The 25,140-nt window shown below is 47.7% G+C and carries 12 protein-coding genes; 11 read left to right on the forward strand and 1 reads right to left on the reverse strand.

Features of this window, described 5'->3' with window-relative positions; genetic code table 11:
• Positions 1-47: 47 nt before the first annotated feature.
• The 8 genes from BMY78_RS06205 to BMY78_RS06240 all read left to right on the forward strand — a co-directional run bounded on the left by BMY78_RS06205 (position 48) and on the right by BMY78_RS06240 (position 19,449).
• On the forward strand, positions 48-1,688 hold the full coding sequence (locus BMY78_RS06205; RefSeq protein WP_090895666.1) for an extracellular solute-binding protein: 1,641 nt from the start codon (positions 48-50) through the stop codon (positions 1,686-1,688).
• A 113-nt stretch (positions 1,689-1,801) separates the two neighbouring features.
• Positions 1,802-3,568 (forward strand): right-handed parallel beta-helix repeat-containing protein, encoded by a 1,767-nt coding sequence (locus BMY78_RS06210; protein ID WP_090895669.1) that lies wholly within the window; start codon positions 1,802-1,804, stop codon positions 3,566-3,568.
• A gap of 26 nt (positions 3,569-3,594) precedes the next feature.
• Positions 3,595-5,970 carry a glycoside hydrolase family 95 protein gene (locus BMY78_RS06215; protein WP_090895672.1) on the forward strand — a complete coding sequence of 792 codons (2,376 nt, stop codon included), beginning with the start codon at positions 3,595-3,597 and terminating at the stop codon, positions 5,968-5,970.
• Between the two features lie 129 nt (positions 5,971-6,099).
• Positions 6,100-8,157, forward strand: a complete 2,058-nt coding sequence (locus BMY78_RS06220; protein WP_090895674.1) for an alpha-galactosidase — start codon at positions 6,100-6,102, stop codon at positions 8,155-8,157.
• A 154-nt stretch (positions 8,158-8,311) separates the two neighbouring features.
• Positions 8,312-10,642: a glycoside hydrolase family 95 protein gene (locus BMY78_RS06225; protein WP_090895676.1), complete on the forward strand. Its 2,331-nt coding sequence runs from the start codon at positions 8,312-8,314 to the stop codon at positions 10,640-10,642.
• Between the two features lie 100 nt (positions 10,643-10,742).
• Positions 10,743-12,275: a response regulator gene (locus BMY78_RS06230; RefSeq protein WP_090895679.1), complete on the forward strand. Its 1,533-nt coding sequence runs from the start codon at positions 10,743-10,745 to the stop codon at positions 12,273-12,275.
• Positions 12,276-12,574: 299 nt separating this feature from the next.
• Positions 12,575-17,161: an S-layer homology domain-containing protein gene (locus tag BMY78_RS06235; RefSeq protein WP_177185668.1), complete on the forward strand. Its 4,587-nt coding sequence runs from the start codon at positions 12,575-12,577 to the stop codon at positions 17,159-17,161.
• A 167-nt stretch (positions 17,162-17,328) separates the two neighbouring features.
• Positions 17,329-19,449 (forward strand): alpha-galactosidase, encoded by a 2,121-nt coding sequence (locus BMY78_RS06240; protein ID WP_090895684.1) that lies wholly within the window; start codon positions 17,329-17,331, stop codon positions 19,447-19,449.
• Between the two features lie 67 nt (positions 19,450-19,516).
• On the opposite strand, the gene BMY78_RS06245 is transcribed toward BMY78_RS06240, so the two are convergent.
• Positions 19,517-21,274, reverse strand: coding sequence for a cache domain-containing sensor histidine kinase (locus BMY78_RS06245; protein ID WP_177185669.1), 1,758 nt, complete (start codon positions 21,272-21,274; stop codon positions 19,517-19,519).
• A 222-nt stretch (positions 21,275-21,496) separates the two neighbouring features.
• Between BMY78_RS06245 and BMY78_RS06250 the strand changes: the two genes are divergently transcribed.
• The 3 genes from BMY78_RS06250 to BMY78_RS06260 all read left to right on the forward strand — a co-directional run bounded on the left by BMY78_RS06250 (position 21,497) and on the right by BMY78_RS06260 (position 25,110).
• Positions 21,497-22,453: an ABC transporter permease gene (locus tag BMY78_RS06250; protein WP_076289390.1), complete on the forward strand. Its 957-nt coding sequence runs from the start codon at positions 21,497-21,499 to the stop codon at positions 22,451-22,453.
• Positions 22,454-22,481: 28 nt separating this feature from the next.
• Positions 22,482-23,372, forward strand: a complete 891-nt coding sequence (locus BMY78_RS06255) for a carbohydrate ABC transporter permease (RefSeq protein ID WP_090895688.1) — start codon at positions 22,482-22,484, stop codon at positions 23,370-23,372.
• Positions 23,373-23,505: 133 nt separating this feature from the next.
• Complete coding sequence (locus BMY78_RS06260) at positions 23,506-25,110, forward strand: extracellular solute-binding protein (protein ID WP_090895690.1); 1,605 nt, start codon at positions 23,506-23,508, stop codon at positions 25,108-25,110.
• Positions 25,111-25,140: the final 30 nt, after the last annotated feature.

Raw genomic sequence — 25,140 nt, forward strand, 5'->3', positions numbered from 1 at the left:
GGTACCATCGTCTCACCTGGTAAACTACAAAAAGGGAGTGATTAGATTTGAAGAAAAGTATGGTAACGTTATTGATGCTGGTCGTGGCATTTACAGTTGTCATGAGCGGGTGTTCCAATGGCAGCTCAACTGCACAACCGGGGAGCTCGGAAGAGGGCGGCAAGGTGAATATCAGCGTGTTCGCGGTTCAGGACTCCAGCATTGATATTCCGACCAATAAATTCACTGCATTTGTGGAAGACAAATTCAATATCAAATTCAATTGGGAGATCAATCCATCGGATGGAGCCAAGGAAAAGCGCCAAATCTCACTTGCAAGCGGCGACTATCCCGATGCCTATCTGCTGACCCACTATATAGACCAATTCTCTCAAGCAGATCTGCTGAAGTATGGCAAGCAGGGGGTGCTCGTTCCTTTGAACGATCTCATTGATCAATACGCTCCGAACATCAAAGCGGCCATGGAGAAGAACCCTAATTTGAAAACGCTTAATACAGCGCCTGATGGCAATATCTATGGACTTGTTGCCTATACGGAATGTTTCCACTGCTCCTACCCGAGCAAGATGTGGATTAATACCGAGTGGCTGAAAAAGCTGAATCTGGAAATGCCTAAGACGACCGAAGAATTCAAAAACGTGCTGCAAGCATTCAAAACGCAGGACCCGAACGGAAACGGCAAAGCAGACGAGGTACCGCTGAGTGGTTCCATAGAGGAGTTCGGCGTACGAATTATTCCGTTCCTGATGAATGCATTTGTCTATGATGATGATCGAAACTATCTGCAAATGGAGAATGGTAAAGTTCAATCTGCGGCGATTACACCTGAATGGAAAGAAGGATTGACTTACATCAAGTCCCTCTTTGATGCAGGTCTGATTGACCCTGGCGCATTCACACAAAACGCAGAGGCGTTCAAGAAAATCGGTGAAAATGCGGATGCTGAAATTTTGGGTGCAGGTGCAGCCATGCATCCCGCAATTTTCGTAAACATTGACGAAGGCAATACACGTTCGGCGCACTATAACCCGCTGCCACCGATTTCCGGACCACAGGGTGTGTCCTATGCGACGCATGATGCGGGCGGTGTATCTCCAGGAGCGAAATTTGTCATCACCAACAAGGCAAGCGAAGAAGCGCAGATTGCCCTGATCAAAATGGTTGACTACATGTTCACGCCAGAAGGTCAAACGAACGGTGCAAGCGGTATGAAAGGGATTGACTGGACTGACCCGGTGGAAGGTGATGTGGCACTGGGTAAAGACGTTAAACCTGTAGTGAAACAAATCCCAATGGCTGAAGGTGAGGCACCACGTAATGCGGGCTGGAGCGGCATGGCTCACTTCTATATGCCAAAAGAGTATCGTGATACCTTCGTACAGGGCACAGATATTTATGCATCCAATGGTTATGAGCGCAGATTATATGATGCATCGCTGTTGTACGAAGGGCATGAGCCTAAAGAGCTGTTCCCGATCTGGTCCGTCTGGATTGATCCCAACGAAATTGATGAAGCCAGCTTGCTGCAAACCAACATCAGAAACTACATTGAGCAAAATGAATTGCAATTCATCACAGGCAACAAGGACTTGAATAAGGACTGGGATGCTTATGTGAAAGGTTTACAGAACCTGAAGCTAGATCGTTATCTGGAAATTTTGCAAAACGCATATGACACAAGCAAGTAATGAACAGGGATATTGGAATCAGGTGCCTATGATGTACCGGCACCTGATTTTCCTTGTATTTAGACAGAAGAGAAGTATGATGATGGAGTATATGTGATGATAGAAGATAAGCAATGAATGTGTTACATACCAAGAAGGGTGGGATCAACATTCCTGTGACTGAACAAGAACATATCACGAATTCCTCGACGATAAGACTGACGGATTATGGCGCTGTGCCGGACTCTGTGCTGGACACCCAGCCAGCTATGGCTCGTGCCATTCAGGCGGCGGCCGAAATCCCTGGTCCGGTGGTGCTGGACTGTGCAAGAGGCAGGTATCATTTCTACCCGGAGGAGGCGATTCGGGCGCCTTATTATATCTCCAACACGACGAGTGAAGAAGAGAACCCAGACGTAACCAAGACCATTGCCATTTTGCTGAAAGGGATGAACGATGTCACACTGGAGGGCAACGGTTCCCTGTTTATTTTCCACGGCAAACAGACCCTGTTCTTGCTGGACAATTGCATGAATGTAGAGATTCGAAACCTGCGTACAGACTATCACCAGCCGACGGTTACCGAGATGACGATTATTTCCAGCGGAAAGCATTATTTCGATGCCCGGATTCACCCCGAATCCCGTTATCAGATTCGGGACAACAAGCTAACCTGGCTCGGTGAAGGCTGGAGTTTTGCCGAAGGTCCCATGCAAACCTATGATCCATTGCAGAATACAACCTGGCGAATCGACAATTGGCTGGAATTGGCCCAATCTGTGGAAGAGCTTGAGCCGATGACCATCCGTTTGCATTTTGATTTTCAACCTGATGTGGTCCCTGGTCATGTACTACAAAACCGCGATGGCATTCGTGATCAAGTTGGAGCTTTTATGACCGAATGCTCGGATATAACATGGAGGGACGTGAGTCTGCATTTTCTGCATGGACTCGGTGTCGTTGGCCAATTCAGCACAAATCTAACCTTCTCACGGTTGAACCTGGCTCCCCGGGTCGAAACGGATCGCACGGTTGCCGGCTTTGCGGATTTTCTGCACATCTCCAGCTGTAGAGGTAAAGTTACCGTAAGGGACAGCAATTTTTCCGGTTCGCATGATGATCCTGTCAATGTCCACGGTACCTATTTACGAATTGTAGATCAGCCGGCAGTGAATTGTGTGAAGGTTCGATTCATGCATCCCCAGACGTATGGGCTTCCGGCGTTTTATCCTGGTGATGAGATCGAATTGGTCCGTTCCGGTTCGTTGACGACCTACGCTTCCAACAATGTGGTTGCGGTTGAGCGTTTAAGTGCTCGTGAGCTTTTACTGACTCTTGCTCATCCGCTACCGGACGGTATTGGCAGCCATGATGTCATTGAGAATGTAACCTGGACACCTGAGGTGGACATTACAAATAATCATTTTGCCCGAGTGCCCACACGAGGCATACTCGTAACGACTCGTCGGAAAGTGCTGATTACCGGGAATACATTTGAACGGATGTCTATGAATGCTATTTTGATTGCGGTGGATGCCGAGTCCTGGTATGAGTCCGGAAGGGTGGAAGATGTAACGATCACCGATAACCATTTTATTGAATGTGGCGGCAGTGAACATCCCGTGATCTTTATTTCCCCGGAGAATGTGGAGGTGGATGAGAACGCTCCCGTTCACCGACAGGTCGTTATCCTGAATAACCGTTTCGAAACCAGTGGAGATGTCCAAATTGTAAGCGCCAAATCCACTCACGGGCTAGTGTTCAAGTCAAATCAAATAATTTCTACCAGCGAGACAGGAAAGTTATCCTGCGTTGAAGAAGCTGTCTATGTAATCGCTTGCAGCGAGCTTGACATTATGGATAATACGTTCACTAATGTGTTAGAAGGATCTAACCAGTAATTGAAAAATCTTAAGGGAGAGTGCACATGAAACTTCAATATGACAAACCTGCACATGTATGGACGGAAGGGCTTCCCATAGGAAATGGCCGTCTTGGGGGCATGATTTTTGGTGGGGTGGAGCAGGAGAAAATCAGCTTGAATGAGGACACGCTGTGGTCCGGTTATCCTAAGAACGGCAACAACCCTGGCGCAAAGGACGCTCTGCCAAAGGTTCGCAAGCTGTTACAGGAGGAACGTTATACGGAAGCAGACACGCTGACCAAAGAGATGATGGGCCCTTACACCCAATCGTATCTGCCTTTCGGAGATTTGTTTCTGCGTTTTGAACACGGGAACATCTGCCATTCCTACAAGCGGACGCTGGATATAGAAAATGCAGTGCACAGCCTTGAATATCAGATTGGCCATGTTATCTATACCCGTGAAATGTTTGCGTCGCATCCTGACCAGGTTCTTGTACTGCGACTGGCAGCAAGTGTGGAAGGTGCGCTGAATGTACATGCGTCGTTGGATAGCCCACTTCGACATATGACTGGGTTTAGGGAAGATCGCTTTGTCCTTGAAGGAACAGCCCCGGAGCATGTCGATCCCAGCTACGTTGCAAGCGACGACCCGATCCGATACGGTGACCCCGAATATAACAAGGGCATGACCTTTGAAGGACAGCTAGCGGTAAAGACAGAGGATGGACAGGTAACGGTGGATGGCAGAGGAATTCATGTGTTGGGTGCGACAACAGCAACCTTTTATTTCAGTGCGGCTACCAGTTTTAATGGTATGGATGCTATTCCGGGAGTCGAGGGAAAAGATGCTTCCTTCATTGCAAGTTCATTTCTGGATGAGGCGGTAGCCAAGCCATATGACAGCCTGCTTGACTCACATATTACGGATTACCGTGTGCTGTTCGATCGGGTGAAGCTTCAGCTTGGAAACTCACCTGCTCCGGAGCAGATGTCCACTGAACAGCGGATTACGACCTATGGGGCGGAGGATCCGGGGCTTGTGGAGCTTCTCTTTCATTATGGGCGTTACCTGCTGATCGCAAGCTCCCGTCCGGGAACGCAGGCTGCAAATCTTCAGGGCATCTGGAATGCAGTAACTCGTCCTCCCTGGAGCAGCAATTACACGCTGAATATTAATACTGAAATGAACTATTGGCCGGCTGAAATATGCAATTTGGCTGAATGCCATGAGCCCTTGCTGGACTTGATCAGCCATTTGGCGAAGAAGGGTGTTGAGACTGCACAGGTCAACTATGGCACTCGTGGCTGGACCACGCATCATAATACGGATATCTGGGGACAGACGGCACCGGTAGGCAATTATGGTGACGGTGATCCCAGCTGGGCCTTCTGGCCGATGGGCGGTATTTGGCTGACTCAGCATGTATGGGAGCATTATGCCTTCAGCGGAGACGAGACGTATTTGCGGAATTCTGCTTATCCAGTGATGAAGGAAGCTGCGCTGTTCGCACTGGACTGGCTCATTGACGATGGTAGCGGTAACCTTGTGACTTCACCTTCGACTTCGCCGGAGCATAAATTCCGGACAGCGGAAGGTGTAGCAGCGGTCAGTCCGGGTTCAACCATGGATATCTCATTAATCTGGGAGTTGTTCACCAACTGTATTGAAGCCTCTGAAATACTTGGAACGGACCTGGATTTCAGAAAAGAACTGGTAAGCATCCGCGAACGTCTTCTGCCGCTGCAAGTCGGGAAATATGGTCAATTGCAGGAATGGTCGAAGGACTATGAGGATGAGGACATTTACCATCGGCATACTTCGCATCTGGTAGGCGTGTATCCGGGTCGACAGCTTTCGGACGAGGAGACACCGGAGTTGTTTGTCGCTGCCAGAACCTCCCTTGAACGGCGGGGAGACGAAAGCACGGGTTGGAGCCTAGGATGGCGTGTTGCGCTTTGGAGTCGTTTCAGGGAAGGAAATCGTTCCCTGCGTCTGCTCTCCAACATGCTGCGCCTGGTCAGAGATGGAGCGTCGGAGCAATATAACCATGGCGGTGTATATCCGAATCTTCTGGGCGCACATCCTCCGTTTCAGATCGACGGCAACTTCGCGGCTTCTGCCGGTATAGCCGAGATGCTGCTGCAAACTCACCGTCCATATATGGAACTACTACCTGCACTGCCGGATGCTTGGCAGCAGGGCAATGTTTCCGGCCTGCGTGCCCGAGGCGGATTCGAGGTCAGCATCCGATGGGACAACGGGCAACTTGCAGAAGCGCACATCACTTCACACCTGGGCCGGGACTGTGTGCTTAGAAGTGAAGACCCAATTGTGGTAACGCTTGACGGCAGCGTGGTTAAAACGGAGGACACCGATTCAAATATCATTAGTTTCCCTACATCTGCAGGACGCACTTACAGGGTTAAGTTGAGTTAAATCGCGGTATGGATCGGAAGATCGTTGCATGGAAAGTGCTCTATTCGGTCTTTATAATGAGGGCAGACTTGGGCAGGAGAGACGTAACCAGCTCCACTCAGGGCACAGCATGCAACAATAAGGAGGCATATGATGCTAACTCGCGATACAGCCGTACAAGTGCAGCAACAGAATGTTAATCTTGTAAGCGTTACAAATGGCCACGTGAGCCTGGAGATCAATCTGGAAAATGGTGAAGTGTCCTGCATCGGCAACCATTCTTCCTATGTGAAGGGCATTCGTAGTGCTTTTCGCTGGCAGGGCCGGGAATACAGCACGGATCATTATCAGAACCATGAGCTGACGGCACAGGAAGATATTGTTCGAGAAGGTTTTGGAAAAGGGATCCGCTTGGTGGTTCTGCATAAAGCTTCGCTGCTGCCGCAACTGGAGCAGCATTTCTATATGTATGAATCTTCACCATATGTACTGGTGCAGACCGCTATAGTCGGTGATGAAGAACTTAAGGCGAATCGCATGGCTGTCATCCAATCCAAAACCATATCGCTCGGCGGAGAATCCGGCCAGGATGAACCAAGCATTCTGCGTGTTCCGTTTGATAACGATAAATGGGTCAGATATACGGTCGTTAAGCCGCCGCTTGATGTGGAGAGTTACGAGGCGACAGCCTTGTTCGCGCCTGACAGCCGCCGGGGAATTGTGATGGGTTCCCTTACGCATAAGGTATGGAAAACAGGGATTCGCATCCAAAGCGAAAAAAGCGGACATATCGAGGGACTTGATCTGTACGGCGGTGCCGTGAGTGAACTGACTCGCGATTCCCAGCCTCATGGTTATGTGAAGGGAAAAAGAGTGGAATCCCCATTGGTATTCGTCGGGTTCTATGAAGACTACCGTGAAGGTCTTGAAGCCTACGGTCAGGCGAATACCTGGATTGAGGCTCAATTGCCTTGGGAGGGCGGTGTCCCGATCGGATGGAACAGCTGGTCTGCGGCCATGAGTGATCTGGACTATGATCTGTATACAGCGACCAGCGATTTTCTGAAAAATGAAGTACAGCCGCTTGGATTCGAGAATGAGGAAACGTTATACATCAACTTTGATGCTTTCTGGGACAATTTTACGCCGGAAGAGATGAAGAGCGCGCTGGACCGGGTGCGGCAAAATGGACATAGAGCGGGAACGTACTGGACCCCATTTGCCTTCTGGGGCGGGCCTGATCAGTTCGGTCAGGCGGTCGAAGGAACGAACGGCAAATACACCTATGCAGATATTCTGCTGCGTGACAGTGAGGGCGAAATTTTGCCAGATGTAGACGGTGGTCTGGCAATAGACCCGACACATCCCGGCAACCTGCAAAGAATTGACTGGTTCACGGATAAATTCATCGCGGAAGGTTTCGAATATATCAAACTGGATTTCTTGGCACATGGCTCGCTGGAAGGACAGCACCACAATCCGGATATTACTACAGGGATCGCGGCTTATCACTATGGCATGTCTTATTTGCAGCATAAGATCTCACCAGAAGTAATCGGACGTCCATTTTTCATAAACTTGTCCATCGCTCCATTATTTCCATATGCATTTGCCCACAGCCGTCGTATTTCCTGTGATGTCTTCGGTACACTTGCAGATACGGAATATATGCTGAACTCGCTGACACACGGCTGGTGGATGAGCAACACACTTTATCGCTACAATGATCCGGATCATTCCGTGTTATACAAGAGCTTCAACCAGGAAGCTACCGGCTGGCATGAAGGCCGCAGTCGTCTGACCGCTTCAGTTATTGCTGGTACGGTGCTCCTGCTCGGGGATGACTTCCGTAAAGAGGAAGCTGCCGAACGAGCAAAAGAATGGCTTGGCAACAAGGATATTTTGAACGTTGCTCGTATGGGGAAAACCTTCCGTCCAGTTGAAGGTGATTATGGGAAACTGTCTTCTGATGTGTTTGTCCTTGAATCGCCGGAAGAGAAGAGTTTCTATCTTGCTGTCTTCAACTTTGATGCTGAACAAGCAGTGGTTAAATCCATCTCGCTGGAGCGGGCCGGGCTAAACGCCTATGCCGTATACCGCTTACAGGATCTGTGGGAAGGTTCACAGGGGGAAACGTCTGGAGAGCTTACGGTCTCGCTGGAACCGGCGGAATCCAAAATCTTCAGATTGACCGTGAAGGGAAACTGACTGGGCGACATGACAACCCAGAGCTGTGAACGGTTATAGGATATAAAAAAACAAAGTCAAACGCGCGCTTTTGTATCTCACAGATCGCGCGTTTGTCTATTTTGGGAATGAGTGTATTTCTAAAGAAATTTATTATTGGACTGGAGGACATGATATGAACGATTTTACTTTGTGGTATTCAACCCCTGCAGCGGATTGGTCTCAAGGCCTGCCGCTGGGCAATGGAAGAATAGGGGCAGTTGTTATGGCGTCATCGCATCGTGAGGTATGGAGTATGAGCGAGGTTACCTTCTGGTCGGGGCGGATTGACCCGGAGCATCCTTCCGAAGGAGGCAAGGCTGCACTGGAAGAGATGCGCAGCTATTTCTTCTCCGGCGATTATGATGAAGGAGATCGTCTTGCCAAACAACATTTGCAGCCAACGAAACGTAATTTCGGTACCCATCTTGGATTATGTGAAGTTGTGATTGATTTTGAGAAGAAGAATTCGGATTCTGATGAAGAGGGAATTTTCCAACGTGAGCTGGATCTGACTCAAGCGCTGGCCGGGGCGTTCTGGAAGGATGACAATATCATGATTAGACGTGAAGTTTTCGCTTCCAATGTCGATGATATCGTCGCCTCCAGAGTTTGGAGCGAAGTTCCGGGTAGCGTAACCTTTACACTTGGCTTGCAGGCGGGCACGGAATCATTCAAGGTTGTAGCCTTAGACGACAACACGCTTGAATTCCAAGGACAGGCAACGGAAAATGTACATAGTGATGGGACTTGCGGCGTATGGTCCAAGGGTTTGGTCAAGTTGGTTATATCCGGGGGGACGGTCGCAAGCAGAGATGGTCGATTGACTGTGACCGGAGCGGATGAGGCCTGGATTTATTTTAGTGTGAGCACAGATTATCGCCGTACAGATCAGGAGTGGGCAACAGAGAACGAGTCTACGCTGATGAGGGCTTTGGAGAAGGGGTATGCTTTGCTGAGGGAGGATCATATCCGTGATTACGGCGAGCAATATGACAAGGTAGATATACAGTTGGGGCACAAGGGGAAATCCGGTCTGGCTACAGACCAACGCATTCGTTTGTTGGAGCAGGGTGAGGGGATTGAAGATCCGCAGCTGTTTGCATTATTTTTTCAATATGGACGGTATCTTACCATTGCGGGCTCTCGTGAGAACTCACCGCTGCCACTCCATCTCCAGGGAATCTGGAATGATGGTGAAGCGTGCCGAATGGGCTGGAGCTGTGATTATCACCTTGATATGAATACCCAGATGAATTATTACCCCACAGAGATTACGAATCTTGGAGAGAGCCATCTTCCGTTATTTAGGTATGTTGAGGATCTGGCACAGGCGGGCAGGGAAACGGCTCGTAATGTATATGGATGCGAAGGATGGGTCGCTCATGTCTTCTCCAATGTATGGGGCTTTACGTTGCCTGGGTGGGAGACCTCATGGGGGCTGAACGTTACAGGCGGATTATGGCTGGCTACACACCTGATTGAGCATTATGAGTATAGTCAGGATCGTGTTTTCCTAGAGAATGTGGCCTATCCTGTACTTAAGGAATCCGCGGCCTTCTATCTGGACTACATGTGTGAGCATCCTCGGAACGGTTGGCTGGTGACGGGTCCTTCCAATTCGCCGGAGAATCATTTTTATCCCGATAATTCGAGAGAGGCGGCACAGCAGCTGTCTATGGGAACAACAATGGACCAGATGCTGGTGCGCAGGCTCTTCGAATTTTGTCTTCATTCCGTTGAACTTTTGAATAAAGACGAGGAACTCGGTCGCAAGCTGGAAGAAGCAATTAGCAAGCTTCCACCTCTACAGATCGGCAAGAAAGGCCAGTTACAGGAATGGCTGGAGGATTATGAGGAGGTGCAGCCGGAGCATCGGCATTTGTCTCATATGTATGCGCTGTATCCGGACAATCAGATTACACCTGACCATACACCGGAACTCAGTGCGGCAGCACGAGTAACGCTGGAGAACCGCATGGTCCAGGAAGAGCTGGAGGATGTTGAATTTACAGCTGCTTTGTTTGGACTGGGTTTTGCGAGATTGCACGATGGAGAGACGGCATATAAACACCTCTCACATTTGATCGGCGGCCTGTGCTTCGATAATCTGTTCACCTATTCCAAATCCGGAATTGCTGGAGCAGAGAGTAATATTTTCGTCATTGATGGGAATTTCGGCGGTACAGCGGTCTTAGCAGAGATGCTGCTGCAAAGTTATGCGGGCGAGATTCACCTTCTGCCAGCGCTTCCACAGGCATGGAGCACCGGCTCGATAACCGGGTTGAGAGCAAAAGGGAATGCCGAGGTTGACATCGTTTGGGAGAATGGAAGGCCGACCTCTACGAACATTCACACGTTCTCGCCGGGAACATTCGCCATTTGTTGGGGCAACCATAGAACGATCCTTCATGCCGAAGCAGGCGAAAGTTACTATTTCAATAGCGAGCTGGAGTTGGTAAAATAACGATCTATACTTGAAAATAACTTTCATTTATATGGACCATGGTCCCACGGGGGGAAAAACATATAATAGAGACAGAAAGAGACAAAGGGAGGGGACGTTGATGTATAGTATTTTTTTGGTAGACGATGAAGAGCTGGGACTTGAGATGATGAGGGATTATATCCGTTGGGAAGAGATGGGCATCTATATCATGGGAACGGCGAGTAACGGCAGGGAGGCCTTGGAGAAGATCGAGGCCACCCAGCCTGATATCGTTCTTACCGATGTTCAGATGCCGATAATGAACGGTATTGATCTGGCGAGAAAGATACATGAGAGCTACGACTCGATCCAGGTGATGTTTCTGACCGGGCACGATGAATTTCAATATGTAAAATCGGCTATCAACGTAGGGGCCGTGGGATATATGCTAAAACCTTTGGATTTAAACGAAATTGAAAGCGTTATCAGTAAAGTTAAACAGCGTTGTGACGAAGTTGCAATGAAGAACCGTTCCATGGAGGCGGCCAAAGCCAATATCCTGAAGGAGTTATCTTACGAAAAAAATGAGGATCGTGCTATTGATCTCGCTTGTAGTTTCAGCCGTCTATGCCGACAATCGGAGACCACACGATATGCAATGGCCTTGTTCAGTATCGATCCCAAGGAGGCTGAAGAGGAACAGCAAAGTCTGGAGGAATGTACGGCTCGGCTGGTGTCTTTTCTCGATCATTTCTTCAAAGCGAAGAATCTGAAAGCGATCTTTGTGGATTACAAGGAAGGAGAGACCGGTGTATTTATGGAAGCGGCCCAGCAGCCGGGACATTATGCGTGGGAAGACTTGGCTGAGGCTATTCGTAGTGCCCTGGATTTTACGGTAACGGCTGCTGTAGGCGGACAAGAGACCGAGTTATCCAACATTCACTGTTTGTACGAACAGACGCGAACCATCTTGAACGAGCGTTTCTATGAAGGTACAGGCACGATTATTCATGCCGAGACACTTTCGAACCAGTTTTATACGGAGCATATGCCCCCTTTTGAACAAAAGGAATGGTTTGAGGCTATTAATCGACTGGATTTTGAATGGGCCGCACAGAAGCTGCACGGGTATATTGAGGGATTGGCAACACTGCGAGTCAAGAAGAAAATCATCTGCGACTGGTCGATAGATCTCGTTAATGAGCTGCTGGAGCAGCTTCATAAACCTGTTCCGAAGCGGGCTGAGCTATATCATTCCATCTATAATGCACTGACTCTGCATGAGATCGAGGATCTGATTCTCGGTACTGCGGAAGATGCGGTGAGTATGCTGGGTGAGCGGTTTATGGACAAAAATGCAAAATTGATTCACAAGGTCCGCACCCTCATCGATCAGAATTACAATCAGCCGATTACCATTAACAGCCTGTCTGATCAGGTCTATTTGTCACCGAACTATTTGAGATCCATATTTAAGGACAAAACAGGGATGACCATTCACGATTATCTGACACGCATCAGACTGGATAAAGCCAGGGAACTGCTGGCAGATGGCTCGCTCAAGATTCACGATATCGCGCAGAACGTGGGCTATGAAAGTACATCTTATTTTATATCTCTTTTCCTGAAGACACAGGGCGTAACACCCAACGAATACAGGAAAAGTATATGACGATACAGGCTGTCTGGTAACGATCATGATCCTCCCGTTTTCCTTGAACATGATTTTGGATAGGCTCCCTCTGACTAACCCATGATATGGCAAATGAAAGAGGCTTTCCTGTATGAATAGTAACATTGTGGTATGGAACATCCCCCTCCTCCTTTTTACAATTAGGCATATAGGAAAGGAAGGGGGAGAGAGGGGAATTTAGCAGCTCTTTATGAAAGCGATTACAGATAATGGCTGTGAACCACCGCAGGATAGGCATATGGAGACCTGACTCAATCAAAAGAAAATGGAGGCATGTTATGTTGGGACGGATGATGAAAAAAGGATTGGTGTGCTTAATCATTTTTTGCTTGGTAGTTGGCGGGGGCCAGTTCGTCCGAACAGCTCACGCCGATGATATGAATACCTATGAAGCCGAGGCCGAGGGAAATATTTTGCTTGGCAACGCGAAAATCTCTGATAGCCCGACGGCTTCAGGCGGCAAAAAGGTTGGTGGCATGTACCAAGGCAGTTCATTGCAATTTAACAATGTTACTGTAAGTGAGACAGGAAATTATAAGATTTCCGTTTACTACATTTCAGGTGATTCGCGGCCGTTTAATATTAGTGCGAATGGCGGGGAGAAGCAATTTGAAGAACCGCCCAAGACAGTCGATTGGGATACGGTGGGAACGTATGATGTGACTCTTCCGTTGAACGCGGGTACCAACACCATCCTGATTGATGACAACAACTGGTATTCTCCTGACATAGACAAGATTGTGATCCGCGGTTTGGACAGTGGCCACCCGGGAGAAGGGGGCGGAGACGACTGGAAGAAAAACTTGCATGGTGCAATCATTGAGGCAGAAGCAGCCGACAATATTCTGAAAGGCAATGCCAAGGTGGTGGACAGCAGTATCAGTTCAGGCGGAAAAAAAGTAACGGATCTGAACAAAAACAGTTCACTGCAATTTACGAATGTTACTGTACCGGCAGATGGTACATATTTGATCCGGATATCTTATATCTCCGGTGACCAGCGTCCTGTTTATATGCAGGTGAACAATGGCACGGATGAGATGATTGATCTGCCCAAAACGGCAAGCTGGAATACAGTAGGCACATATGATGCGGAAGCTTCCCTCCATAAGGGAGTTAATACCATTACGTTCTCGGATCATGATTGGTACTCCCCCGATTTTGACCGAATTGAAGTCATCCCGTATACGCTTAGCTATGAAGCCGAAGATCCGGGCAATACGCTGACTGGTGAAGCACGTGTAACAGAGAGTCCGAATGCTTCCGGTGGCAAAAAGGTCGGCTATCTGAATGGCGGGAGCTCTTTGACGTTCAATAAAATTATAGCCCCCATGACAGGTGATTACCGCGTTAAGGTAGATTATTTTTCCGGTGATCCGCGGAGTTTCTATGTCCATGCAAATGGTGGGGAAGAGCAGTACCACGACCTGCCCAAAACCCCGGATTGGGATACGGTAGGTACGTATGATCTTACACTCCCATTAACTGAAGGCGAGAATACGATTACCTTTTCCGACAACAATGGCTATTCTCCCGATCTGGACCGGATTATCGTCGAGCCTGCGATAGAGACAGAACCCGAAAATCCAGGTGAAGGAGATGACGATCTGGGGACACCGGGTGACTCGCAACAATACGGGGATATCACGGTGACTGATTACACTCATGGTCTTCTGGTATCGAATGGACAATACGAAGTGTCTTATAATACCCAGACTGGATTCGTCGGCTATAGCTGGGCAGAAGGGCAGAAGATGCGGGGGATTTTCAGCAGCATTAAACTTGGCGAGAGCCTTTTGGAAACCAAAGGTTATGAGAGTCATGCGAGCGGTGGAGCACCGCTGGAGATTCAGGATGGATTCGGCAAAGGCATTGAGTTGAACTTTGTTCATACGTCAACTGGCAAACCAACCCTGAAGCAGGTCTATCGGTTTTATGAAGATAAGTCTTATTTCCTCAACCGTTTGGACGCCATCAGTGATACAGAGATCCAGAGTAATTACATGTCCCCAATTACCGTGAAAAATGCGGGTGGCGTGGATATCGGCGTCAGCTCGGATAACCGCGTGCTTACGGTGCCTTTTGATAACGATGCATGGATTCGCTATAAATCTCAAACGATGAACCGGGCGGATACCAGTTACGAAATGACAACGGTATTCAATAACTCAACACGTAACGGTCTTGTGATCGGTTCAGTAACCCATGACACATGGAAGACAGGTATTGACTGGAAAGGCTCAGCTAATCGTCTGAATGAATTTGCTGTGTATGGTGGTGCAGCGAGTGACGTTACTCGCGATACCCAGCCACATGGCAGCCTGACTGGTACTGAACTGTCCTCACCGCTGATTATGGTAGGTGGTTTCAGTGACTACCGTACAGGACTTGAGGAATACGGAAAAGCCAATGCGATTATTACTCCTCCGCTGGCGTTGAATCCGGAGCTGCCACAGGGTGTTCCAGTAGGTTGGAATAGCTGGGGAGCTTATGATAGCGGGCTTTCGTATCAGAACGTAGTGGATGTGTCCAATTATTTCAAGAACAATCTTAAGAAGTTCAACAATAACGGCAATGTATTCATTAATATGGATTCCTACTGGGACAATCTAAGTGATGCTGAGCTTGCCCAAGCTGTATCTGTAATTAAGGGCAATGGTCAGCATGCAGGCATCTATTGGGGACCATTTGTGTATTGGGGCAACGATATGAGCCAAAAAGTAGATGGTACCAACGGGCAATATACGTATGGTGATATTGTGCTTAAGGATGCTGAGGGGAAACCTCTGCCTACACTGGATGGAGCATATGCACTGGATGTGACACATCCGGGGAGTCAAATGCGCATGAATTATTTTCTGGATAAGTTTAAATCACTTGGATTCACATTCATCAAACTCGACTTCCTTACCCATGGCTCACTGGAAGGCCAGCATTATGATACAACGGTGACGACAGGAATCCAGGCTTACAATGAAGGGATGCGTTATGTTGAAGAGCGATTGGATGGAAAAATGTTTATTAGTGCGTCCATTGCACCGATCTTTCCAAGTCAGTATGCGCATAGCAGACGGATCTCTTGTGACACCTATGGCAAAATCAATGAGACGGAGTACATGCTCAATTCATTGACATATGGTTTCTGGCAAAATGGAACGATCTATTCTTATACAGACCCAGATCATTTGGCATTAAGCAGTGCTTCAAGCCTAGAGGAAGCCCGCAGCCGGGTGAATTCCGGTGTGATTGCCGGCACGGTGATGATGGATTCTGATGATGTGAACGATCCCAAGGCACAGGAATACATGACAGCATTGTACAATAATACGGATGTTCTTCAGGTGGCGCTGAAAGGAAAAGCATTCAAGCCGCTTGAAGGGAATACGAATGCAAATGCTGCAGATACGTTTGTTCTGAAAGACGGCAATGATTATTACCTTGCCGTATTTAATTACAGCGGCAATAGTTCAGCGAACAAAACGATTCATTTGGGTCGTGCCGGATTGAATGAATCCAAATCCTACACGTTACAAGATTTGTGGACAGGTGAATCTTCGTCAGCCACGGGTTCATGGTCCATCTCGCTTGGACCGGCTGCATCGAAGTTGGTTAAATTGACCGAAAAACCAGTCAATCCGGAAAATCCAGGAAACCCAGGTAACCCAAGTAACCCAAGTAACCCAAGCAATTCTGGCAACAATGGCAATACCAATAATACTAGCGGGAACTCCGGCAGCAGGGCGACTTCGGAGAACGATACAGTAAAACGGGTCATCACAGCCGATATGCTGAAAGTGGACAGTGGGGCAGGGAAAGCCGTAGTGGATATCAAAGCGGGTACACAGGAGCTACAATTATCATCTGCTGTTTTACGCCAGCTCGGCAACCATACATTGGAAGTGAAATCAGAGAAGCTAAGCCTGCAAATACCTGCGAGTTTGTTCCAGCAGCTGTTGAGCAAGCTACCAGCGGGGCAGCAGGAAGATAGTACGATTTCCTTGAAAATGGTTCCGCTTGGCAGCAAGGCCAAGGAGGTCGTTGCTGCAGCGGAATCATCTTCCCGGGCAACGGTTTCCCTTAAGGGTGAAATCTATGAATTCAGCCTTTCGGTAACAAACCAATCTGGTGCAACCGAAACACTCTCTGCGTTTGATCATCCGGTTACGCTGAGTCTGGCAGCGGCTGAAGGCTTCGATCCTTCACAGGGAGGAATATATTATATTAACGAAAATGGGAAATTGGAATTTCTCAAATCGGATTATGTGAATGGCGTATTAACAACTGAAGTGAGCCACTTCAGCAAGTATGCCGTTCTGGAACTGAATCGGACGTTTGCCGATGTTCCGGCCAATCATTGGGCCAGCTCTGTAATCAAGGAGTTGGCAGCTAAGCTGTATGTCGAAGGCACAAACGCGGATCAATTTGAGCCAGGACGGGCAGTCACTCGCGCTGAATTCACTGCCATGCTCGTTCATTCTCTGGGACTGACCGCAGCGGGGAAAGTACAATTTACAGATGTAGCGACAGATGCCTGGTACGCGGAACCCATCTCGATTGCGACCCAAGCCGGTATTGTCAACGGCCGAAGCGCAGCCCGTTTCCAGCCGGACGCACAGATTACCCGTGAAGAAATTACGGTGATGCTGATGAAAGCATACGAACTGAATGATGGGAAAGTGCCTGTTGGTTCTACAGACATCTTGTTTACCGATATGGCTCAGGTTTCTTCATGGGCAGCTGTTTCGGTGAAGGATGCAGCCCGACTAGGACTGGTTCAAGGCCAAAAACAAGGGCAGTTCCTGCCTAAAGGGATAGCTTCCCGTGCAGAGGCGGCTCAGGTCATCTATAACCTGATTTTGAAGTAAGCTATAAGGCTGCGAATTGCATCGCAGCCTTATTTTCATAACTTTGAGATGACAGATGATTTCCCCTATGGATTGTAAGAATGCGATATGGCTAATTTAACACCTGCTTCCTACAATAATATGTATGTTCACAACACACAGCACGAGGGTAACAGGAACTCGAAAGGATGATAAACTTGACGATTCAATATAATGAACAACTACGTATATTTGCAATGCAGACGCAAAATTCGTCCTACATTTTCGGAATTAATGAGAGGGAACACCTCCAGCATCTGTATTGGGGTAACCCCGTGGACATCGAGGACAGCGCTCCGTTGCTCCATCTACAATCCCACAGCTCTTTTGACGCGGAAGTGGAAGGAGAGGTGGAGGAGTACAGCTTCTGGGGAGGAGCATCTTATACAGAGCCATCTTTGAAGCTGCGTATGTCTGATGGTGTCCGTGATCTTCAGGTAAAGTATGACCGTCACGAGATCATTGAACAGGATGGCAGACAGACGTTGATGATCACATTGAAGGATCAGGTGTATGCACTTGAAACGCAGTTAATATATCGGGTCATCCCGGAATTTGATCTGGTGGAGCGTTATGCCAAAATCGTAAATACGGGACAGGAGGATATCGTGCTGGAAAGCATGCAATCCGCAGCCTGGACTTTGCCATATCTCCAGGATTACCGCCTGACGCATGTTACGGGGAAATGGTCGGGTGAATTCCAACTGCGCAATACCATTTTGACAGAGGGAAAAAAGCTACTTGAATCGCGGAGAGGTTTCACGGACGGTCATGCTAACCCATGGTTTGCGATTGATGATGGTCTTTCGACAGAAAGCGGCGGCGGGGTATGGTTTGGTGCTCTGGCCTGGAGTGGAAACTGGAAGATTGTGGCTGAGAAGACCCCATTCACGCATGTGCGGGTGACAGGTGGCATCAATGATTTTGACAATGAATGGTTGCTGGGTGCGGGCGAAACGTTTGAGACGCCTGTCTTTGTCGGCGGATTCAGCCCAGAAGGCTTTGGCGGAATGAGCCACCGCTTGCATCAATATCAATATAATTACATACTGCCTCGCAGTGAAATCGGGAAAGTGCTGTACAACTCCTGGGAAGCGACCTACTTCGATGTTAACGCACAGGACCAAATGGCACTTGCCGAGCGGGCAGCCAAAATGGGTGTGGAGCTATTCGTCGTGGATGACGGCTGGTTTGGGCAGCGGCATTCCGACCGAGCGGGGTTGGGCGACTGGAACGTGAATAAGGAGAAGTTTCCGAACGGACTGGTTGAGCTGATTGATCGGGTTCACGGTCTTGGGATGGAATTCGGCATATGGGTAGAGCCGGAGTCGGTCAACCCGGATAGTGATCTCTATAGAGAACATCCAGACTGGGTATATCATTTTGAGACCCGGGGACGTACGGAGCTTCGCAATCAGCTGCTGCTGAATATTTCCAAGCCGGAGGTTAAGCAATACATTATCCATTTTATGACCGAACTGCTTGGCAACCATGAGATTAAGTTCATTAAATGGGACATGAACCGGACCATCACGGAGCCTGGCATGAAGGGTCATCCGATTAACCGCCAGAAAGAAGTATGGGTAAGGCATGTCCAGAGTCTCTATGATATATGGGCACAGCTGAGAGCCAAGTTCCCGGATGTGGAGTTTGAGACTTGTGCAGGAGGTGGCTCGCGGATTGATCTGGGCATCTTCCGTTATGCGGACCAATCCTGGCCGAGTGACAATACGGATGCGTTCGACCGTCTGAGCATTCAGGAAGGCTTCTCCTATACGTATGCACCACGTATGATGACCTGTTGGGTAACCGAGTCACCTACAGGAATGAACGGTCGAAACGTCTCCCTGAAGTATCGTTTCCACAGTGCAATGATGGGTACGCTTGGTATTGGCTCCAATCTGAACGAGTGGAGTGATGAATGGATCGAGCAGTCCGGGGAATTCATCGGACAGTACAAAGCTATTCGCCACCTCGTCCAATTCGGCAGACAATTCCGCCTGACTGCGCTTCGTCATAAGGGGGTTACGGCTGTCCAGTACAGTAATACTGCCGCAAGTGATCATGTGCTGTTCGCTTTTCTTCACTCGCAGAAGCTGGGTGAACCGTTGCCTAGACTGCGTTTGGCAGGTCTTCAGGCTGACAAGACCTATCTCGTTGAAGAGCTGGGATTATCGGTCAGTGGCCGTGCGCTGATGAACATCGGGGTGGAATTGCCTCTACGCGGCGATTTCGACAGCCTGGTGTATCGTATCCGTGAGCAGGTATAAAGGATGCTGTAGAATGGTTTAAAAGGAGTGCTTTGCAAGCCAATAGTGGCTGCATTGCACTCCTTTTTTATTGGATCTCTTTTTGTGGCAGACGAATTTGGACCGTGGTTCCCATGCCTAGTTTGCTATACACTTTAACACCGTAATATTCACCGAATTTCAGCTTAATTCTCCGATCCACATTTGAAATGCCATAGCCTCGTCCTTCTTTTTCTTCAAACAAAGACTGAAGCGTCTCACGCCGCATGCCCATTCCATCGTCTATAACAGATAAAATAATACTGTTGTTCTCGATGACGCCTTTGATATGAATATTTAGGGGCCGATCCTGATTCCAAAGAGCGTGAATGACTGCATTCTCCACAAAAGGCTGTAACGCAAGCTTCACGGTCGAGTAGGGCAGGATCGATTGATCTATCGTGTAAATGATGTTCAGCTTGCCTTTAAATCGAATAAGCTGTATGGCATTATAGCTCTGCGTCAGTTTCAATTCCTCATTGATCGTCAGGATGCTCTTTCCTTTATTCAGGGATATCCGATAAAACTTGGCCAGATGAAGGACCATATCCTGAATCTGGGGATCCTGATGCTTTACGGCCAGAGAGGAGATCGAGCCGAGTGTGTTATACAGAAAATGAGGATTGATCTGAGCTTGAAGCAGGTCAAGCTCGGCTTCCTTGCTCTGTAGCTCCTTCTGGTAGACCTCCGTAACCAGACTTTTCAACCGGGTTGTCATCTGCTCAAATGCAAAGTGAAGCTGCCCTATCTCATCACTGCCCATTTGTTCCTCATGGGTAGGATTGAAATCCCCCCGTTCAATGCGTCGAATCATCCGTATTAACGTCCTGATGCGTTTGCTGAACAGCGATGCGGTAATATAAATGAGCAACAGCGCCACACCGATGAAGCCCAGTGAAATTTTGATAATAAGCTGAGAGAGAGATTTGGCATCTTTGATAATACTGTCATAAGGGAAGATGGATACCGTTTTCCAGCCGTTTTTGAGCGTATTATAAACGGCCAGAGCTTTCACACCTTGATACGTTGTATCAAATCTGCCTGAAGGTGTTTCGTCAAAATTCTGATGAAGCAATTTGGGCAAGCTTGTGTTGATTAACTGCTTGTCTGCTGAAGATAAAATAATACCTTTGTCATTGATAATAAAGATATCCTTACCGCCTGCTTCTTTTTCCATAAGAGAATAGATGACAGACTCGGAAATTTGAAAGACCAGCATGCCGTAGGGATACTGATTACTATTGTTGTTCAGCAGCCGGGCAAGCGTGAACATGGCGGGACCATTCTCGGTCTGCGGCGATGAGAGATGAATAATGTTCCCATAGGATTGTTGCAATTTGTGGAACAGTTCCGTGTTCTGAACTTCGGGTGTAATTGGCCGGATATAATAATTGTCTTTGGGCAGCGATGGATTGTCCGAATAAATGAATGCGCTATCAAAATCAGGGTAGGCAGCCATCACCGTATCAATTCGATTGCCAATATAATTATAGACATCCAGATAAGATGGATCATCCTGATACTCGTTTGTAAGGTAATTGGCAAGGCGGTTATCCAAATAAATGGAGGCGGAAATATGTTCATAGCTGTCCAGTTTATTCTCCAGATTTTTGGTGATCTGAGCTGTTGAGTTTGTCATATTGATGTAGATCTGCTCGGTAAGTTTCGTTTTGGTAAGTTCATAGGAAAAATAAACCAATAGCATCATCGGAATGATGGTGACGAGTACAAATACCATAAATAGCTTGGAACGAAAGCTCAGGTTAACAAAAGGCATGTATATGTATTTTCGATAGAATTGGCGCATTCGGGAGCCCTCTCTTGACTGATTATTCGTTGCACAGTTCATCATAGCAGAGTGAATATGGAAATCCAATCCTCACTTTTTACAAAAACATCTTTAAAAAGCGGTATCTTTCGGAGAATTCGACTATGGCAAGCGATTGGCGTCAAATTTATGATAAATAGGAGAGAAGTTGATCAAGATATGGCTGGCCATGCTGCTGTATAGAAAAAGGGAGGGTATTTAATGCATAAGGTAAGCGCTATCAAAACAGTCAGGAGCAATAATCTGATAAGCAGACTAAAAGAGCAAAAATGGTTATTCGTGCTTATGCTTCCTGCCTTCATTGCCACATTGTTATTTTCCTATGGTCCGATGTTTGGACTGTATATGGCGTTTACGAATTATCAGCCGGGTGGGGGATCGTTCTTTTACCAGTTCTTTCATGCCGAATTTGTAGGTTTCCAATGGTTTGAGTATTTCTTTACTACAGGGGATTTCTATCGGGTTATGCGTAATACGCTTGCGACAAGCTTGCTGACGCTGTTCTTCGGATTTCCTGCTCCAATCATTCTCGCGCTTGTACTGAATGAAGCAAGACAGGGATTTTTCAAACGTTTTGTACAGACGGTTTCGTATCTGCCGCATTTTATCTCATGGGTTATCGCAGCCAACATTGTGATTACGCTGCTGGCTTCGGATGGAATGCTTAACAATATTCTGGTTCTGCTGGGCATTGTCAAAGAACCCGTCGCATTTTTGCAAAACGGGCCTCTATTCTGGTGGATTATCGCATTGTCGAACATGTGGAAAGAGATGGGGTTTAGCGCCATTATGTATCTCGCCGCAATCGCTTCCATTAATCCGGAGCTATACGAAGCGGCAAGGGTGGACGGAGCCAGCCGATTTAAGCAAATGTGGCATATAACGCTGCCATCCATGCGCCCTACCATTGTCATATTGGCTATTCTCGCGGTCGGAGGCATTTTGAATGCAGGATTTGAACAGCAATACCTGCTGCAAAATAATACCGTACTTGAATACTCCGAAGTTATTGATATTTATGCCTACAAATACGGACTACAGAACAGCATGTTCTCATACGGGGCTGCTGTGGGGATGTTCAAATCCGTTGTTGCCTTTATTCTTGTTCTCATTGTGAACCGGATTTCCAGAAAAGTGAACGACCAGGCGTTGTTCTAACTACAAAAGACAGAGGGGAGCGCTTGTGATGATTCTGAACAGATTCGGGGATCGTATTTTCAAAATCATTGTGTATTTCATTCTTATTCTCGTATTACTCGTTACATTTCTTCCGTTTTGGAATATACTCGTTCTTTCATTGAACAGCGCGGAGGATACGGTACGGGGCGGCGTTTACTTGTGGCCCAGGGACCTGACCCTGGACAGCTATCAGCAGATTTTGAAAGATAGCGAGATTTTAAACGGGCTGTGGGTAACCGTCAAACGAACGCTGATTGGCGCACCGCTATCGGTTCTCGTCATTACGATGCTTGCGTATCCGCTAAGTCGGCGGAATCTGGTTGGTCGCAAAGGTTGGAACCTGTACTTTATCTTTACCATGTATTTCAGTGGTGGACTCATTCCGTTCTACATGGTGCTTAAGGCACTGAACATGATCGATACATTTTCGGTGTTCATTTTGCCAAGTTTGATGAATGTCTTCTATATGATTATTGTCCGTACCTTTATGGAGCAGCTGCCCCATGAGATTGAAGAATCGGCGAGGGTTGACGGGGCTAACGATCTGACGATTTTTTTCCGGATTGTGATGCCGTTGACAACACCTGTACTTGCAACAGTGGGGCTTTTTCAAGCCATTGGGCATTGGAATGCCTGGTTTGATTCCTATGCGTTCACCTACAGCTCGGACCTGAAGACCCTACAAGCCGTGCTCGTCAAAATCTTGAATCAATTTCAGACAGGCGGCATGATTTCACAATCGCAAATGCTGGCCAACTCAGCTAAACGGAATGCTGTTTCTAGCGATACCATTCGAATGGCTGCTACCATGGTAGCCACCTTACCGATCGTTATGGTGTATCCGTTCCTGCAAAAATACTTTGTCAAAGGCATGACTTTGGGAGCGGTGAAAAGTTAATCTATTCCATAATCCGGTTGCAGGGAAGGCTTGTCCGCTGGCTTTTCCCTGAAAGGGGGTGGGCAAAGATCGTTTTGAAAATGCTCAATCTAGCACGAAAGGAATTTATTCATTGGGAGGAATTAGGGTGTCAATGACAAAGACAAAAAAATGGATGACCATGGGGATTGCGGCTGCATTAGTCGTTGGTTTGCTGGCGGGCTGCTCCTCCAATGATGGGGAGAATAATACATCGGGTAAAGATGGGGACCAAGGGCCAATTACGCTGACCTGGTTTGATGGCAATACCAAAGGAGAACCTTTTACCGATGCAATTGCCCAGGAAATCACCAAAAAAACGGGCATAGAGATCTCCATCCAACAACCAACAGGTAATCCAACGGAAAAACTGAGCTTGATGCTCGCCAGTGGTGACTATCCGGATGTGGTGGTCATGAGTCGGGGAGACGCTTCCCTTGATAAGTACATTTCAAGCGGTGCATTCATTCCACTAGATGAGTTAATTGAAAAGTATGGTTCTGATCTGAAAGAAATGTATGGCGAAACCTTGACCAAAACACGTTATACAGACGGCAAGAACTACTATCTCGCAAACTGGTATGGACTCGACAGTGACCCTGTCTTCGGTATGCTCATGAGACAAAATCTGCTGGAAGAGTTTCTTCCAGACAAAGCTGATGGTTCACAGCCCCTCACCACAGACGAATTTGAAGCACTCCTGAAAAATTTCAAAGAAAAATACAATACGATTGATGGCAAAGAGTCCATTCCCATGACGATGAACGGGGAGAACATGGGCGCGAATCTGGGAACATTCAAAGGCATGTGGGGTTTGAAAACGTATTATGACAACAACGGACGTCTGCAATATGATGTCAAGGACCCCAAATATCGTGAAATGCTGTTATATATGAATCGGTTATATCGAGAAGGTCTGATTGAAAAGGAATTTGCGATCAGCAAAACGCAGACATGGATTCAAAAGCTGACGACTGGCGCGGTATTCGCTACCCCAGGAGCATATTGGGACCCAGGTAACGGCAATGCGGCACTGAAGAAGGATGGCGGGGAAAAGAATCAGTTGTTCGCCTACAAGGTTGTTGCTCCAGGTGTAGATCCGGCCCAAACCACATTTGGCCCAAGAAGCTCGCTTGGATGGGATGCAATCGCCATTACCAAAAACAACAAACACCCGGAAGAAACGATAAAGCTGTTTAATTATCTGGCGAGTGATGAAGGACAGCATTTGCTGCTGTGGGGTAAGGAAGGCGAACAATACACCAAGGTGGATGGCAAGCGACAACCGGACCCTGCATTCCTGCAAAGCTTCAAGGATAATTGGGATGATACGGTGAAGAAAAGTGGCGTTCGTAAATGGTTATGGTTTGTCAAAAATGGTCTGGATCCAAATGGACAGCCGTATGACATGGCAGTCAAATTCCAACGCAGTGAAGTGGATGAACTGGCCCTCAAGAGTCTTGGTGATTCCGTATGGGATACAGCACAGTACGATAACCTGAATCCGGATGGGGGAACACCTCAAGCACTGACGGCCCAGAAGGTGAAGGATATTATGGATCAGAGCATTACGAGAGCCATTATTGCTCCAAGTGAAGCTGAAGCCAACTCCGTATTTGACAAGATGCTGGAGGATATGAAGAAGGCTGGCGATGAGAATGTGGAAGATATCATAAACGAGAAATATGCTCAGCGTATGGAACTGTGGTCTTCCAAGTAATTGAAGTGTAATTTGGTAATAAGAAGCGTC

It is taken from the genome of Paenibacillus sp. OK076 (assembly GCF_900110055.1).
Taxonomy (GTDB): domain Bacteria; phylum Bacillota; class Bacilli; order Paenibacillales; family Paenibacillaceae; genus Paenibacillus.